Below are 15739 nucleotides of genomic sequence, written 5' to 3'. Positions count from 1 at the left end.
GCACGGCCGCGGAGGCGGGCAGCACGACGTTGGCGGCCCCCGGGGACCCCCCGTATCAAGCAAACCGCGCCGGGGCGGCGCGCGCCAGCCCCGACCGCACGCCTGTGGACAAGGAAGAGAGCGGACATGAGCAAGCACGTCACCCACTGGATCGGCGGAGCCGCCCACGAGGGGCCGGCCCGGCGCACGGGGGACATCTACGATCCGGCGTCCGGGCGGGTCACCGGCACGGTCCGCCTCGCCGGACCGCAGGAGGTCGACGCGGCGGTGACGGCCGCGCGGGAGGCCTTCCCGGGGTGGCGCGACACCTCGCTGTCCCGGCGGGTGCAGGTCCTGTTCCGCTTCCGCGAGCTGCTCAACGCCAACGCCGACCGGTTGGCGGAGCTGGTCAGCGCCGAGCACGGCAAGGTCCTCTCCGACGCCCGGGGCGAGGTGGCCCGCGGCCTGGAGGTCGTCGACTTCGCCTGCGGCATCCCGCACCTGCTCAAGGGCGGCTACTCCGAGAACGTGTCCACGGGCGTGGACGCCTACTCGATCCTCCAGCCGCTCGGCGTGGTCGCCGGGATCACGCCGTTCAACTTCCCCGCGATGGTGCCGATGTGGATGTTCCCGGTGGCCGTCGCCTGCGGCAACGCGTTCGTGCTCAAGCCCAGCGAGAAGGACCCCTCCGCGTCGGTGCTGCTGGGTGAGCTGTGGGCCGAGGCGGGGCTGCCCGAGGGCGTCTTCAACGTGGTGCACGGTGACAAGGAGGCGGTGGACGCCCTTCTGGAGCACCCGGACGTGGCGGCGGTCAGCTTCGTGGGCTCCACCCCGATCGCGCGGTACGTCTACCGGACCGCCGCCGAGCACGGCAAGCGCGTGCAGGCCCTGGGCGGGGCCAAGAACCACATGGTGGTGCTGCCCGACGCCGACCTGGACCTGGCCGCGGACGCGGCGGTCTCGGCCGGGTTCGGCTCGGCGGGCGAGCGGTGCATGGCCATCTCCGCGGTGGCCGTGGTGGACTCGGTGGCCGACGAGCTGGTGGAGCGGATCCGCGCGCGGGTGGCGCGCCTGCGCGTGGGCCCCGGCGACGACGAGCGCAGCGAGATGGGGCCGCTGGTCACCAGGGAGCACCGCGACAGGGTGGCCTCCTACCTGGAGTCGGGGGTGCGCGAGGGCGCGACCCTGGCGGTCGACGGCCGCGTGCACCCGGTGTCGGGCGGGGACCCGGACGGGTTCTGGCTGGGCCCGTCGCTGCTGGACCACGTCGGCCCGGAGATGTCGTGCTACCGGGACGAGATCTTCGGCCCGGTGCTGAGCGTGGTGCGCGTGGGCGACTACGACGAGGCCGTCAAGCTCGTCAACGCCAGCCCCTACGGCAACGGCACGGCGGTCTTCACCAACGACGGGGGCGCCGCCCGGCGGTTCCAGAACGAGGTCGAGGTCGGCATGGTGGGGATCAACGTCCCCATCCCGGTGCCGATGGCCTACTACTCCTTCGGCGGCTGGAAGCAGTCCCTGTTCGGCGACTCACACGCGCACGGCACGGAGGGTGTCCACTTCTACACCCGCACCAAGGCGGTCACGGCCCGCTGGACCGACCCGGGCCAGCGGCCCGAAGGGGGCGTCAACCTGGGCTTCCCCACCAACGGTTAACGCCGGTTCCGCGAAAATACCGGACGGATCTGCCTCACTGTCGGTCGACGGTGAACGACACGGAGTATCGTTGTCAGAGCACGCCCCTCACGGGGCGTGGTCGGCGCCGCCAGCCGACGCACGAACCATCCGGGAAGGGCGCGCTCATTTCCCCTCCTCCCCAATGGAAGCGGGCGCGCCGACGGGAGCGCTCCGGGTCCGCCTCTCCTCCTGGACCCGGAGCGCGACCGTCTCCGCACCGCTAGCGCACCGCGAACAGCCGCTCCTCGGCGGCGATCCGGGGCTCCGCGCCGACGAGGTCGGCGCACTCCTCACAACCGAACACCGCACTCCCGTCCGAGAGCTCGCCGAGCACCCGGCGGGGCCGGGGCCACTTGGTGTGGCAGACGACGCAGGCATCCCCCATGCACTGCGCCCAGCTCAGCGAGTCCGGATCGTAGACGTCGACGTCGATCGCGGGCCGCGTGTCTGGTTCGCACATCATGCTCGTTCCGCGCAATGTCCTTGCTCCCCCCGTGGTTTAGGACAGTCTGGCGGGCCGATAGTTACCGGCTCTTTATTGAATCAGAAGCTTTGGGCACCTGGAATGGTTCGGACCGATCTACATCACACCATGCAGGGGAATCATAACCCTAAGTGATGAGACCTGGGAAGACCTTGTCTGGCGGGACAAGCTTTATCTTTTTTGTCCGGTTAGCTACGGGGCGGTAATGATCCGGGACCTCAGTCCTCGGTCCGCACAGAGACCGAAAAACGGCGCAGGGAGAGCGCCGGATTGAGGCCTCTCACCTCCTGGACCCGGGAGGCCGAAACCCCGGCTGAGGCGACCTCGAAGGTCTGCTCCCCCAGCGCCGCGAGCGGGGTCCCCATGGGATCGACCACCATGCTGTTTCCCGCGCCCGTGGGCGCCGCCTGCCCGGAGGCGGCCACGTACACGGTGTTCTCGATGGCGCGCGCCCGGGCCAGGGTCCGCCAGTGCTCCTCCTTCAGCGGGCCTGGCACCCACTGCGCGGCCAGCAGCACCACGTGCGCCCCGGCCTCGGCGATGCGCCGCGTCACCTCGGGAAAACGCAGGTCGTAGCAGGTCTGCAGACCGAACACCACGCCGTCGACGGTGAAGGTCTCGGGCTCCTCGATCGGGCCGGGGCGCAGTACGTCCGACTCCCGGGCCCCGAAGGCGTCGTACAGGTGGATCTTGCGGTAGTGCGCGACCCGATCGCCCTCCGGCGACAGCGCCACCAGCGTGTTGGTGAAGTGGGTGGCCTCCCGGCCGCCCTCGGCCTCGCCGACCCCCAGCACCAGGTGCACGCCCTCCCGCCGGGCGGTGTCGGCCGCCTCTGAGACGAAGGGTCCGTCCAGGGGCTCGGCCGCCGCCACGTAGCGCTGGTCCACCCGGCCCGCGGTGAACATCGTGTACTCGGGGAACAGGACCACCCGGGCCCCGTCCGCCGCCGCGCGGGCGGTCAGCTCCGCCACCGAGCGCTGGTTGCGCGCCTTGTCCTGACCGGGGGCGAACTGGGCGACCGCGACCTGCACCATCGAACCTCTCCTCGTCGGCGTGGGACGCCCGGGGGCGCCGTGCACCGAGTGTACGGCCAGCTCCGCGACCCCGCCCCCGCGGACCGGACCGCGTCCGAGCCGCCCCCTTGCCAAGGCACTGAACAAGCGTTTAATGTATTGAACATGAGTTCAACCGACCGCCCGGACCGGACCGACAGGGAGTCCGACCTCACGGCACGCGCCAGGATCCGAGACGCGGCGATCACGTGCTTCGGCCAGCGCGGGTTCGGCGTGACCGTGCGGGCGATCGCCGAAGAGGCCGGGGTCTCCCCCGGACTGGTGATCCACCACTTCGGCTCCAAGGACAAGCTCCGGCGGGCCTGCGACGACCACGTCACCGCGGCCGTCAACGACGTCAAGACGGACACGGTCACCAGCCACGACGGACAGACCTTCCTCCACCAGCTCACGACGATGGAGCAGTACGCCCCCCTCCTGGCCTACGTCGTCCGCTCCATGCAGGCCGGGGGCCCGCTCGCCGTCTCGCTCTTCGAGCGCATGGTGGCCGACATCGAGGTCTACCTCGCCGCGGGCGAGGCCGAGGGCACCATCCGCCCGAGCCGTGACCCGGCCCGACGCGCCCGCTACCTGGCCGCCAACTCCCTCGGTTCGCTGCTCATGTTCCTCACACTGGAGCGCTTCGAGGGGGAGGTCGACTTCGGCCGGGTCGCGCGCGAGTGGTCGCGGGAGTACATGCTCCCGACCCTGGAGCTGTACACCGAGGGCCTGCTCACCGAGCGCACGTTGCTCGACGCCTACCTCCTGTACGTCAGCGATCCCCCCGAGGAACCCCGCTGACCGTCCCGAACCCCCGTACCCGACCCCCAGCACACACGGAGGGAACCCCGACCATGTCACCGACCGCCATCGAGGTCCGCGGCGTCGACAAGCGCTTCGGCCGTTTCCAGGCCCTGGACAAACTGGACCTGACCGTCCGCACGGGTCAGGTCGCGGGCTTCCTCGGACCCAACGGCTCCGGGAAGTCCACCACCATCCGCATCCTGCTCGGCCTGCTCAGGGCCGACGCCGGGTCGGTCGACCTCCTGGGCGGCGACCCGTGGACGGACGCCGTCACCCTGCACCGCCGCCTGGCCTACGTGCCCGGCGACGTCACCCTGTGGCCCAACCTGACCGGCGGCCAGGCAATCGACCTGCTCGGGCGGCTGCGCGGCGGCCTCGACCCCGCGCGGAGGAGGGACCTGCTGTCCCGCTTCGAACTGGACCCCACCAAGAAGGCGCGCACCTACTCCAAGGGCAACCGGCAGAAGGTCGCCCTGGTCGCCGCGCTGGCCTCCGACGCCGAGCTGCTCATCCTGGACGAGCCCACCTCCGGCCTGGACCCGCTCATGGAGGCCGTGTTCACCGAGTGCGTCCTGGAGGCCAAGGACCGGGGGCGCACCGTGCTGCTCTCCAGCCACATCCTGTCCGAGGTGGAGAAGCTGTGCGACACCGTCACCATCATCCGCAGGGGGCGCGCGGTGGAGTCGGGCACCCTGGACGACCTGCGCCACCTGACCCGCTCCACCGTGCGTGCCACCGTGTCCGGGGACGCCCGGGCCCTGGAGGGGACCGAGGGGGTGCACGACCTGCGCGTGGACGGTGGGACCGTCGCCTTCGACGTCGACAACGTCCACATCGACGCCGCCATGCGCACGCTGACCGGCCTGGGGATCCGCTCCCTGGTGAGCAACCCGCCCTCGCTGGAGGAGCTGTTCATGCGCCACTACGGCGACGAGCCGGCCGCCCGCGACGGCGACGGGAGCGCGGCGGCATGAGCGCGTTCACCGGTACCGGCACCCTCGTCCGGTTCGTCCTGCGCCGCGACCGCGTCCGGCTGACCGTCTGGGTCCTGGCCCTGGCGGGCACCGTCGCCGCGAGCGTCCCCACGCTCGACGACATGTTCTCCACCGACGCCCAGCGCCAGGCCCGGGCGGCGATCATGGACACCCCGACCGGAGTCGTCTTCGGCGGCCCCGGATACGGGCTGGACGACTACCGGCTCGGCCCGATGGTCGTCAACGAGCTGACCATGAGCCTGCTCATCGCGCTGGCGGTCATGAGCGTCCTGCACGTGGTCCGGCACACCCGGGCCGAGGAGGAGGCCGGACGCGCCGAGCTGCTGCGCGCCGGTGTCCTCGGCCGCAGCGCCCAGATGACCGCCGCCCTGCTCACCGTCTCGCTCGTCAACCTGCTCGTCGGCGGGCTGACCACGTCGGTTCTGATCGGCAACGGCCTGGAGACCGCCGACTCGGTGGCCTACGGCCTGGGCCTGACCCTGGCCGGGGTCTCCTTCGGCGCCGTCACCGCCGTGTGCGCGCAGATCGTCGAGCACGGTCGCGGCGCCGCCGGGCTGGCCTTCCTCGCCGTCGGCGCGCTGTTCATGGCCCGGGTCGTGGGCGACATGGCCGAGGACGACGGCGGCTGGCCGTCCTGGCTGTCGCCGTTCGCCTGGGCGCAGCAGACCCGGATGTTCCACGACCTGCGCTGGTGGCCGCTGGCGCTGTACGCGGTCCTGATCGTGGTGCTCTTCGCCCTGGCCTACGCCCTGGCCGGACGGCGCGACCTGGGCGCGGGCCTGGTCGCCGCCCGGCCCGGACCGGCCGACGCGGGCGGGCTGCTCAACGGCACGTTCGCACTGCACCTGCACCAGCAGCGCGGGGCCGTCCTGGCCTGGGCCTGCGCCACCTTCCTCTTCGCCCTGTCGTTCGGTTCGCTGGCGACCGAGGTGGAGGGCCTGCTGGAGGAGAACCCCGACCTGGTGGCCATGCTCGGCGGGACCGCCGCGGACCCCACGGAGGGCTTCCTCGGCGTCATGTCGGGCTACGTGCTGATGGCGGCCTCGGCCTACGCCGCCCTCTCCGTGCTGCGGACGCGGGCGGAGGAGACCTCCGGGCGCGCCGAGCTCACCCTGTCCACGGCCGTGGGCCGGGTGCGCTGGTTCGGCAGCGCCTTGCTGGTCAGCGCGCTGTCCTCGGCCCTGGTCGTGGTCCTGGGCGGCGCCGGCATGGGGCTGAGCGCGTCCGCCGCCCTGTCGGACTCCTCCTGGACGGGGACGATGATCGGGGCGGCCCTGGCCCAGCTGCCGGTGGCCCTGCTCTTCGCCGCCCTGGCCGCACTGCTGGTGGGGGCGGCCCCGAGGCTGGTCCCGCTGGTGTGGGCGTGGCTGGGCTACAGCCTGCTGGCGTCGACGCTGGGTCCCCTCCTGGGCCTGGACCAGTGGCTGCTGGACCTGAGCGCGTTCGAACTCCTGCCCAAGCTGCCGGGGGACGAGTTCGAGGCCGTCCCGGTGCTCCTCGCGCTGGGGGCGGTGCTCGCGGCCAACGCGGTCGCCCTGGCGGGTTTCCGCCGCCGGGACCTGGCCAGCGCCTGACGGGCGCGCTCCGGTGGGCCGTCGGACCGGGGACCGGTCCGACGGCGGCCGGACCCCGGGAGGGGACGGGCCGCGCTCAGGGCAGGAAGGACAGGCCCCAGGCGGGCGCGAACACCACGACCATGAAGCGCGCGGTGCGGGTGACGAGGGTGATCAGGGCGAACAGCACGACGTTCATCCGCACCACCCCGGCCAGGACCGACACCACCATGAACGGCGGAACGCTGGCGAGGGAGCTCACCGCCACCAGGCCCGCGCCCCAGAGCGGCTGTTCCTCGGCCCTGCGCCGCCAGCCCTCGGCCCGTGCGGCCCACCTGCCGGGCGTGGCGCTCCTGCGGCGGATCCACGGCGCGGAGAGCGACCCGCGCCCGGCGTAGTAGTAGGGCAGCTTGCCCAGGGTCTGTCCGACCCCGGCCGCCACCGCCATGGCGACCAGGGCGCCGTCGTCCATCGCGATGACGGCGCCCACCAGGTAGACCTCGATGTTGATGACCGGAACGAGCCCGGAGACGAGGGCGACCACGAAGGCCAGCGCCGTCTCGATCACCCCGTGCTCCCGGGCGCCGTGGGCGGGCCGGTCAGTTCTCGGCCGCCGCGAGCTGCCCGCACGCGCCGTCGATCTCCTGCCCGCGGGTGTCGCGGACGGTCACCGCCACCCCGTGCGACTCCAGCCGCCGCACGAACTCGCGCTCGTCCTCGGGGCGCGAGGCCGTCCACTTGGACCCCGGGGTGGGGTTGAGCGGGATGAGGTTGACGTGCACCAGGTGGCCCTTGAGGAGCTTGCCCAGCAGGTCGGCCCGCCACGCCTGGTCGTTGATGTCCTTGATCAGCGCGTACTCGATGGAGACCCGGCGACCCGTGGTGCCCGCGTAGCGCCAGGCGGCGTCCAGGACCTCGTCGACCTTCCAGCGGGTGTTGATGGGCACCAGCTCGTCGCGCAGCTCGTCGTCGGGGGCGTGCAGGGAGATTGCGAGGCGGACCTGCATCCTCTCGTCGATGAGCTTGTTGATGGCGGGCACCAGGCCGACCGTGGACACGGTGACCCCGCGCTGGGAGATGCCCAGGCCGTTGGGGACGGGGTCGGTGATGCGGCGCACCGACTGGAGCACGCGCTTGTAGTTGGCCATGGGCTCGCCCATGCCCATGAACACGATGTTGCTGATCCGGCCCGGACCCCCGGCGACCTCGCCGGCGGCCAGGTCGCGGGCGCTGGCGACCACCTGGTCGATGATCTCCCCGGTGGAGAGGTTGCGGGTCAGGCCCGCCTGGCCGGTGGCGCAGAACGGGCAGTTCATGCCGCACCCGGCCTGGGAGGAGATGCACAGGGTGACGCGGTCCGGGTAGCGCATGAGCACCGACTCGAACAGCACCCCGTCGAACGCCTTCCACAGGGTCTTGCGGGTCATGCCGTTGTCACAGGTGATGTGGCGCACGGGCGTGAGCAGGGTGGGCAGCAGCGCCTCGCCGAGCCGCTCCCGGGAGGAGGCGGGCAGGTCGGTCATGGCCGAGGTGTCCGACACCAGGGAGCCGAAGTAGTGCTGGGCGAGCTGCTTGGCCCGGAAGGGCTTCTCCCCCAGTTCACGGACGACCTCGGCCCGCTCCTCGGGGCTGAGGTCGGCAAGGTGCCGGGGAGGTTTGGCACGGCGGGGTGCGACAAAGGTGAGCTCGGCGGGCATAGACAGTCCGTAGGAAGTGGAAGTCGGTGGTCTGGCGCCCGGGCGCGGACGGCGGCGGAACGTGTCGTTATACGACCTATACGCCGCCGCGGTGCAGCTCCGCCTGTCAGGGCACTACCGTCGATTCTACGCACTGCGCGGACGGACCTGACGGGTCCGTCCGGCTACGACGACCGGGGATCGGTGTGTGGGAGGGCCGGTGACAGGGATCGACGTCCTGCTCGACGAGATCAGCCCGTACCAGAGCCGACGTGTCGTCGTCGAGTGCGACTCCCACACCACGGCCGCCTACCTGCTGGACGCGCGCGGGCGCATCCGCGTCCCGGTGTGGCTGGCCAACCACGAGATCGCGCCGCGCACGAGCGAGTCCGGCGGGCTGTACGAGGGCCGGGCCCCGCTCATGCCCGAGGCCTACACCAAGCACCCGCAGGGCCGTCCCCGCTTCGACCCCGACCGCCTGCGCGCCGTGTGGTTCGAGGAGGGCGACGGGGTCGCCCTGGTGGACGAGGAGGGGCTGCTGGCCGTCATCCCCGGCTGGGCGGAGGCCGACAGCGGGCTGCCGGGGTACGCGCGCGAGGCGATCGGCCGCAGCGCCTACGCCTGGGAGCTGGACTCGGTGCGCGAACAGCTGTGGCCGCGCGTGGTGCACGCCGAGGCCTACTGGGACTGGCGGCGCGCCTCGGGGGCCTGGCGCAGCGTGCAGCGCACGGTGCTCAGCCACCTCAACCGCAACGTGGGCGAGCCCGGGCACTACTGGGACGTCTCCGACGGCCACCCGCCGCTGCTGCGCGTCTCGGAGCGCCCGCCCACCGCGGACCGCCCGTACACCGTGCTGTCCACGGTCGGGATGTGCGGCCAGCGCATGCCCACCCTGGACCGCTACATGGCCAACACCTCCCAGCACGCCCGGGTGGAGCTGGCCCTGGCCACGACACTGCCGGCGCACCACGCCGCCCGCGTCTTCCGGTGGATCGGCGCCTTCCCCTGGCGGGCGGTGACCTGGTTCGGCACCGGGCACACCGTCAAGTGGCTGGACAACCCCGAGGACCGGGCCATGCGCGGCGGCGCGGGGGCCGTGCTGCTCCTGGAGGACCCCGCCGCCCTGGTCACCCGCCCCGAGCACCGGCCGCCGGACACCGCCGGGCTGTCCTTCCAGGGTGACCCCGTGCGGTGGCTGTGGATCGTGCCGATCACCCGCCCCGAGCACCTGTTCGCCAAGGAGCACGACAGCGCCACCCTGGTGGAGAAGCTGGCCGCGGAGGGCCGCAGCTGGGTGCTCGGCTAGGCAGTGTCGTCTTGGACCTCCGCTTCGCCTCGGCCCGTGCCCGGGTGCCCGAAGCACGGGAACCGGGTCGAAGGAGCGCAGTGGCGCCCACGGCGGGTTCGCCCGTTCCTCACGAACCCGCCTCCGCCGCCTCCAGGACCCCGTGGGCGCCCGAACCACCCCCACAGGCTGAGGCCCTTCAGAGAACGGTCTCCGGGTGAGACCCGGGCGCCCCGCGAAAACCCGTTGACACTCCCGCGGGGAGGGCGGAATCGTCTCTGCCGTTCCGGTTCGGGCGAGCGCGGGAGGGGGCACACGACCGTGGTGCGCACCGGCGGCGGGGAGCCGGGGCTGACGGCCCCCCTGGGGCACCCGGCCTTCCGCGGACTGGCGCTGGGCCGGACCCTGATGGCCCTGGGCAACGGCATGGCGTCGGTGGCGCTGGCCTTCGCCGTGCTGGACGTGACCGGCTCCCTGACGGACGTGGGGCTGGTGGTGGGCGCGCGCTCGGTCGCGAACGTGGCGCTGCTCCTGCTCGGCGGCGTCATCGCCGACCGGCTGCCGCGCGCGCTGGTGCTCCAGGGCGGGTGCGCCCTGGCCGCGGCCTCCCAGGCGCTCCTGGGAACGCTCCTGCTGACGGGCGCCGCCTCCCTGCCTCTGATGATCGCGCTGAGCCTGGTCAACGGCGCCGCCGCGGCGGTGAACCTGCCCGCCTCCGCGGCGCTGACCCCGCAGACCGTGCCCCGGGAGCTGCTGCGCCAGGCCAACGCGGCGATGGGCGTGGGCGTCCAGGGCGGGATGTTCCTGGGGATGTCGGCGGGCGGCGTGGTCGTGGGCCTGCTGGGCGCGGGCTGGGCGATCACGGCGGGCGCGGCGCTGTTCGCCTGCGCCGGGGCGGCCTTCCTGTCCGTGCGGGCCGCCCGGTCGGAGAGGCCCGTGGACACCGGGAACGCGAACGTGCTGCACGACCTGCGGGAGGGGTGGAGCGAGTTCGTGTCCCGGCCCTGGGTCTGGATCATCGTGCTCCAGTTCATGGTCGTCAACGCGGGCTGGTCGGCGGCCACGGCCGTGCTGGGGCCGGGCATCGCCGACGAGACCTTCGGCCGGACCGCGTGGGGCCTGCTCATGGCGGCCAACAGCGTCGGACTGCTGGCGGGCGGCGTGCTGGCGGCCCGATGGCAGCCGCGGCGGGCACTGGTCTACGGCGCGGCCCTGATGACGGCGCACGCCGTGCCCTTCCTGGCCCTGACCGGTCCGTCTCCGCTGCCGGTGCTGTTCGCCGCCATGTTCGTGGCGGGTGTGGCGGTGCAGCAGTTCGACGTGGCCTGGGAGGTCGCGGTCCAGGAGAACGTGCCGCGGGAGAAGCTGTCGCGGGTGTACTCCTACGACGCGCTGGGCTCGTTCGTGGCCATGCCCCTGGGCCAGATCGCGATCGGCCCGTTCGCCGAGCGCTTCGGCCCGGCCCCGGCCCTGGTCCTGGTGGCCTCGCTGACGCTGCTGGCCACCCTGGCCGCGGTCTCCTCGCGCAGTGTGCGCACCCTGACCCGCGCCTAACTGGCGATGCCGCGGCGGTCCCGGGCCTGGGCCAGCACGCGGTGGAGGCGCGCGACGTCCTCGTCGCTGAAGCGCTCCACGAAGCGCAGCAGGGTGGACCCGGTGTCGGGCCCGGTGTTGAGGACCTCGTCCATCATCCGGGCGGTGTACTCGGCGTGTGACTCCCGCGGCCAGTACGTCCAGGCGCGGCCGGTCTTCTCACGGTCCAGCAGGCCCTTGTTGAAGAGGATGTTGGCCACCGTCATGACGGTCGTGTAGGCCACGTCGCGGTCGTAGACCATGCTCTCGCGGACCTGGCGCACGGACAGCGGCTCCTCGGACCGCCACAGCGCGTCCATGATGGCCGCCTCCAGTTCACCCAGACCCCTCATGGCCTCCCCGCCCGTCGCGTCCTCGGTTCTCGAGGATCGTAGACACGAGGGGGCCTCCCGCGTGGGAGAACTCCGGAGAGCACACAGATCCGCACATCCTCGGGACCGGTCACCGGCGTTTCACCAGCGAACTCGCGTCCGGACACGAGGGAAAGAGCGTTCGCGGCCGGGCCCGGGCCCCTCCCGCCCGCTGGGAGGACCGGCGGAGGGAGCCCGGCCGTCCTGCCCGGCCGCTGGCACCCCTCCGACGGAGGCCCGCCCCGGCGGGTTCCCCAAGAAGGACCGTGTTACACGCCACATCCGGCATGGCCGGTCGCGGCCAACATCTTCACATCGCGAAACCCTTACAAAACCCCACAAGTCAGGCACTCAAGCCACGCTGGGCTTTGTTACTCACACGTAGCGCCAACGTTGATGTGAAAGATTGTTACCTATCTCCTAGTTTCCACATCGTCAGCGTTCCCCGTGCGGAGGCCGGTACAAGTAGCCTTGTACCCGACGAGTGCTGGCCAGGCCAGATGCTTCTCCGTATGCGCGGAACAGCTCCCGCGTTCGTTTCTTGAGCCCGCCTTGCCAGCAGCCACCCGTCTTCCTACACATTCACAAGCGAGCTGCGGAAGTGGGCGATCTCCGCCGTGTCGTCTGAGGCGTCTCAACCCCTGACAGATTTCGGTCCCAACGAGTGGTTGGTCGAGGAGCTTTATCAGAAGTACTTGAACGACCCGAACTCCGTTGACAAGGCCTGGTGGAACTTCTTCGCGGACTACAAGCCCGCGGAGACTGCTGGCGCGAAGGGCGGGAGCGGCGCGAAGGCGCAGGGCGAGAAGGCCCCCGCGGCCTCCGCCCCGAAGAAGAAGCCGGCCGCCCCCGCGACCCCGGCCTCCAAGCCAAAGAGCAAGGACGACAAGGAGGGCAAGGACGAGGCCCTCCAGGTCAAGCAGGAGCGGCTGCGCGGCGCACCCGCGCGGACCGCGACCAACATGGAGTCGAGCCTGGGCCTGCCCACCGCCACCAGCGTGCGCGCGGTGCCGGTCAAGCTGCTCTTCGACAACCGCATCGTCATCAACAACCACCTCCGGCGCGGCCGTGGCGGGAAGGTCTCCTTCACCCACCTCATCGGCTACGCGATGGTCAAGGCCCTCAAGTCGCTGCCGGAGATGAACCACTCCTACGCGGAGGTGGACGGCAAGCCCGGCGTCGCCAAGCCCGAGCACGTGAACTTCGGTCTGGCGATCGACCTCCAGAAGCCCGACGGCTCCCGGCAGCTGGTCGTGCCCTCCATCAAGAAGTCCGACGAGATGGACTTCACGGAGTTCTGGAGCGGCTACGAGGACCTGGTCCGCAAGGCCCGCACCAACAAGCTGGGCGTGCCGGACTTCCAGGGCACCACCATCAGCCTCACCAACCCCGGCGGCATCGGCACCGTGCACTCGGTCCCGCGCCTGATGCCGGGTCAGGGCACCATCCTGGGCGTGGGCGCGATGGAGTACCCGGCCGAGTTCCAGGGCGCCTCCTCCGACACCCTGGCCGAGCTGGGCATCAGCAAGGTCATGACGCTGACCTCCACCTACGACCACCGCATCATCCAGGGTGCGCAGTCCGGCGAGTTCCTGCGCCGGATCCACCAGCTGCTGCTGGGCGAGGACGGTTTCTACGACGAGATCTTCAACTCGCTGCGCATCCCCTACGAGCCGGTGCGCTGGGTGCAGGACATCCACGTCAACAAGGCCACCCAGCTCGACAAGACCACCCGGGTCCAAGAGCTGATCCACGCCTACCGCGTGCGCGGCCACCTGATGGCCGACACCAACCCGCTCGACCACGAGCAGCGCAAGCACCCCGACCTGGACGTGCTCGAACACGGCCTCACCCTGTGGGACCTGGACCGCGAGTTCCCCACCGGGGGCTTCGGCGGCAAGCAGGTCATGAAGCTGCGCGACGTGCTGGGCGTGCTGCGCGACACCTACTGCCGCACGGTGGGTATCGAGTACATGCACATCCAGAGCCCGGAGGAGCGGGAGTGGATCCAGGCGCACGTCGAGCGCGAGCACGAGAAGCTCGACCGCGACGAGCAGCTGCACATCCTGCACCGGCTCAACAGCGCCGAGGCCTTCGAGACCTTCCTCCAGACCAAGTACGTGGGTCAGAAGCGCTTCTCCCTGGAGGGCGGCGAGTCGCTGATCCCGCTGCTGGACGGCGTGATCTCCAAGGCCGCCAGGGCCGAGCTGGACGAGGCCGTCATCGGCATGGCCCACCGCGGCCGCCTGAACGTGCTGGCCAACATCTGCGGCAAGTCCTACGGTCAGATCTTCGGTGAGTTCGAGGGCAACCTCGACCCGCGCAGCGCGCACGGTTCGGGCGACGTCAAGTACCACCTGGGCACCGAGGGCACCTTCGAGACCCGCGACGGCGACAAGATCCAGATCACCCTGGCCGCCAACCCGTCCCACCTGGAGACGGTCGACCCGGTCGCCGAGGGCATCGTCCGCGCCAAGCAGGACGTGCTCAACAAGGGCCCGCAGGGCTTCACCGTCCTGCCGATCCTCATCCACGGCGACGCCGCGTTCGCCGGACAGGGCGTGGTCGCCGAGACGCTGAACCTGTCGCAGCTGCGCGGCTACCGGACCGGCGGCACGGTGCACGTCATCGTGAACAACCAGGTGGGCTTCACCACCTCGCCGTCCGACAGCCGCTCCAGCGTCTACGCCACGGACGTGGCGCGGATGGTGCAGGCGCCGATCTTCCACGTCAACGGGGACGACCCCGAGGCCGTGGTCCGGGTCGCGCACCTGGCCTTCGCCTACCGCCAGGCGTTCAACAAGGACGTCGTCATCGACCTGGTCTGCTACCGGCGCCGCGGCCACAACGAGGGCGACAACCCCGCCTTCACCCAGCCGCTGATGTACGACGTCATCGACGCCAAGCGCTCCACCCGCAAGCTGTTCACCGAGTCCCTCATCGGACGCGGCGACATCACGGTGGAGGAGGCGGAGTCGGCGCTGCGCGACTACCAGTCCGAGCTGGAGCGGGCCTTCACCGAGACCCGTGAGGTCGAGAAGAAGCCGATCGAGCCCGGCGCCGTGGTCAAGCCCGAGGTGTTCACCGAGGGCCGCCTGGAGCACTCCGCGGTCGAGACGGCGATCAGCACCGAGACGGTCAAGCGGGTCATCGACACCCAGGTGTCGCTGCCCGAGGGCTTCACGCCGCACCCGCGGCTGGCGCCCCAGCTCTCGCGCCGCGCGACGATGGTCGAGACCGACGCGATCGACTGGGCCACCGGTGAGCTGCTGGCCTTCGGGTCGCTGCTGCTGGACGGCCACCCGGTCCGCCTGGTGGGCCAGGACAGCCGCCGCGGCACCTTCGGCCAGCGCCACGCCACGCTGATGGACCGCGAGACCGGCGAGACCCACACGCCGCTCAAGCAGTTCGACGACGGCATCACCCGGTTCCACGTGCACGACTCCCTGCTGAGCGAGTACGCGGCCCTGGGCTTCGAGTACGGGTACTCGCTGACCCGTCCCGACGCCCTGGTGATGTGGGAGGCGCAGTTCGGCGACTTCGTCAACGGCGCCCAGACCGTCATCGACGAGTACATCAGCGCGGGCGAGCAGAAGTGGGGGCAGCGCTCCAGCGTGACCCTGCTGCTGCCGCACGGCTACGAGGGCCAGGGGCCGGACCACTCCTCCGCCCGGATCGAGCGGTTCCTGCAGCAGTGCGCGCAGGAGAACATGACGGTGGCCTACCCGAGCACCCCGGCGAGCTACTTCCACCTGCTGCGCTGGCAGGCCAAGTCGCCGCTGGAGCGCCCGCTGGTGGTGTTCACGCCCAAGTCGCTGCTGCGTCTGAAGGCCGCCGCCTCAGCCGCCGCGGACTTCACCTCGGGCCACTTCGAGCCGCTGATCAAGGACGACTCGATCGCGCCGGACAAGGTGCGGCGCGTGGTGCTGTGCTCGGGCAAGATCTACTACGACCTGGACGCGGCGCGCCGCAAGAGCGGTGACAAGCACACCGCGATCATCCGGGCGGAGCGGCTCTACCCGCTGCCGATCGAGGAGATCCGCGAGCAGCTCAAGGCCTACCCCAACGCGGGCGAGGTCCTGTGGGTGCAGGAGGAGCCGGCGAACATGGGCCCGTGGCCCTTCGTCGCGCTGGTCTTCTCCGAGCAGCTCGACCGTCCGTTCACCCGGATCTCGCGTCCGGCCTCCTCCGCGCCCGCGGCCGGTTCGGCCAAGCGCCACGAGGCCGAGCAGCGGGCCCTGGTGGACACGGTCTTCCCGCCCGCCGACTAGCGGCCGGGCCTGCGAGCACG

Annotated in this window: 12 protein-coding genes; 7 read left to right on the top strand and 5 right to left on the bottom strand. The window is 71.4% G+C overall.

Features of this window, described 5'->3' with window-relative positions; all coding sequences use genetic code 11:
- Nucleotides 1-126: 126 nt before the first annotated feature.
- Nucleotides 127-1635 carry a CoA-acylating methylmalonate-semialdehyde dehydrogenase gene (locus tag HGB44_RS03975; RefSeq protein WP_061080541.1) on the top strand — a complete coding sequence of 503 codons (1509 nt, stop codon included), beginning with the start codon at nucleotides 127-129 and terminating at the stop codon, nucleotides 1633-1635.
- Between the two features lie 241 nt (nucleotides 1636-1876).
- On the opposite strand, the gene HGB44_RS03970 is transcribed toward HGB44_RS03975, so the two are convergent.
- Both HGB44_RS03970 and HGB44_RS03965 read right to left on the bottom strand, forming a co-directional pair.
- On the bottom strand, nucleotides 1877-2119 hold the full coding sequence (locus HGB44_RS03970; RefSeq protein ID WP_082768359.1) for a hypothetical protein: 243 nt from the start codon (nucleotides 2117-2119) through the stop codon (nucleotides 1877-1879).
- A gap of 239 nt (nucleotides 2120-2358) precedes the next feature.
- Complete coding sequence (locus HGB44_RS03965) at nucleotides 2359-3174, bottom strand: carbon-nitrogen hydrolase family protein (RefSeq protein WP_061080542.1); 816 nt, start codon at nucleotides 3172-3174, stop codon at nucleotides 2359-2361.
- Nucleotides 3175-3318: 144 nt separating this feature from the next.
- Between HGB44_RS03965 and HGB44_RS03960 the strand changes: the two genes are divergently transcribed.
- The 3 genes from HGB44_RS03960 to HGB44_RS03950 are packed head-to-tail and all read left to right on the top strand — an operon-like array spanning nucleotide 3319 to nucleotide 6565.
- Nucleotides 3319-3993 (top strand): TetR/AcrR family transcriptional regulator, encoded by a 675-nt coding sequence (locus HGB44_RS03960; protein ID WP_061080543.1) that lies wholly within the window; start codon nucleotides 3319-3321, stop codon nucleotides 3991-3993.
- Nucleotides 3994-4046: 53 nt separating this feature from the next.
- Nucleotides 4047-4970, top strand: a complete 924-nt coding sequence (locus tag HGB44_RS03955; RefSeq protein WP_061080544.1) for an ABC transporter ATP-binding protein — start codon at nucleotides 4047-4049, stop codon at nucleotides 4968-4970.
- On the top strand, nucleotides 4967-6565 hold the full coding sequence (locus HGB44_RS03950; RefSeq protein ID WP_061080545.1) for an ABC transporter permease: 1599 nt from the start codon (nucleotides 4967-4969) through the stop codon (nucleotides 6563-6565). The genes HGB44_RS03955 and HGB44_RS03950 overlap by 4 nt, the downstream gene beginning before the upstream one ends.
- Before the next feature lie 76 nt (nucleotides 6566-6641).
- Here the strand turns inward: HGB44_RS03950 and HGB44_RS03945 are convergent, their stop codons facing one another.
- Together HGB44_RS03945 and rlmN are read right to left on the bottom strand one after the other, a co-directional pair.
- The gene (locus tag HGB44_RS03945) at nucleotides 6642-7112 is read right to left on the bottom strand and encodes a YqaA family protein (protein WP_061080546.1); all 471 of its coding nucleotides are present in this window, start codon (nucleotides 7110-7112) and stop codon (nucleotides 6642-6644) included.
- Between the two features lie 31 nt (nucleotides 7113-7143).
- Complete coding sequence (gene rlmN, locus HGB44_RS03940; protein WP_061080547.1) at nucleotides 7144-8241, bottom strand: 23S rRNA (adenine(2503)-C(2))-methyltransferase RlmN; 1098 nt, start codon at nucleotides 8239-8241, stop codon at nucleotides 7144-7146.
- Between the two features lie 199 nt (nucleotides 8242-8440).
- On the opposite strand from rlmN, the gene HGB44_RS03935 reads away from it, so the two are divergent.
- Together HGB44_RS03935 and HGB44_RS03930 are read left to right on the top strand one after the other, a co-directional pair.
- On the top strand, nucleotides 8441-9526 hold the full coding sequence (locus tag HGB44_RS03935) for a suppressor of fused domain protein (RefSeq protein ID WP_061080548.1): 1086 nt from the start codon (nucleotides 8441-8443) through the stop codon (nucleotides 9524-9526).
- Nucleotides 9527-9826: 300 nt separating this feature from the next.
- Nucleotides 9827-11059, top strand: a complete 1233-nt coding sequence (locus HGB44_RS03930) for an MFS transporter (RefSeq protein ID WP_061080549.1) — start codon at nucleotides 9827-9829, stop codon at nucleotides 11057-11059.
- Here the strand turns inward: HGB44_RS03930 and HGB44_RS03925 are convergent.
- Entirely contained in the window at nucleotides 11056-11430 is a 375-nt protein-coding gene (locus tag HGB44_RS03925) for a BlaI/MecI/CopY family transcriptional regulator (protein ID WP_061080550.1), read from the bottom strand. The genes HGB44_RS03930 and HGB44_RS03925 overlap by 4 nt on opposite strands.
- A gap of 635 nt (nucleotides 11431-12065) precedes the next feature.
- Here HGB44_RS03925 and HGB44_RS03920 point away from each other — a divergent pair.
- On the top strand, nucleotides 12066-15719 hold the full coding sequence (locus tag HGB44_RS03920; RefSeq protein WP_061080551.1) for a multifunctional oxoglutarate decarboxylase/oxoglutarate dehydrogenase thiamine pyrophosphate-binding subunit/dihydrolipoyllysine-residue succinyltransferase subunit: 3654 nt from the start codon (nucleotides 12066-12068) through the stop codon (nucleotides 15717-15719).
- Nucleotides 15720-15739 lie beyond the last annotated feature (20 nt).

Origin of the sequence: Nocardiopsis alborubida (assembly GCF_012396365.1) — a bacterium.
Taxonomy (GTDB): Bacteria; Actinomycetota; Actinomycetes; order Streptosporangiales; family Streptosporangiaceae; genus Nocardiopsis; species Nocardiopsis alborubida.
Note: the sequence above shows the minus strand (reverse complement) of the source record. Positions and strands in the feature narration are given on the sequence as shown.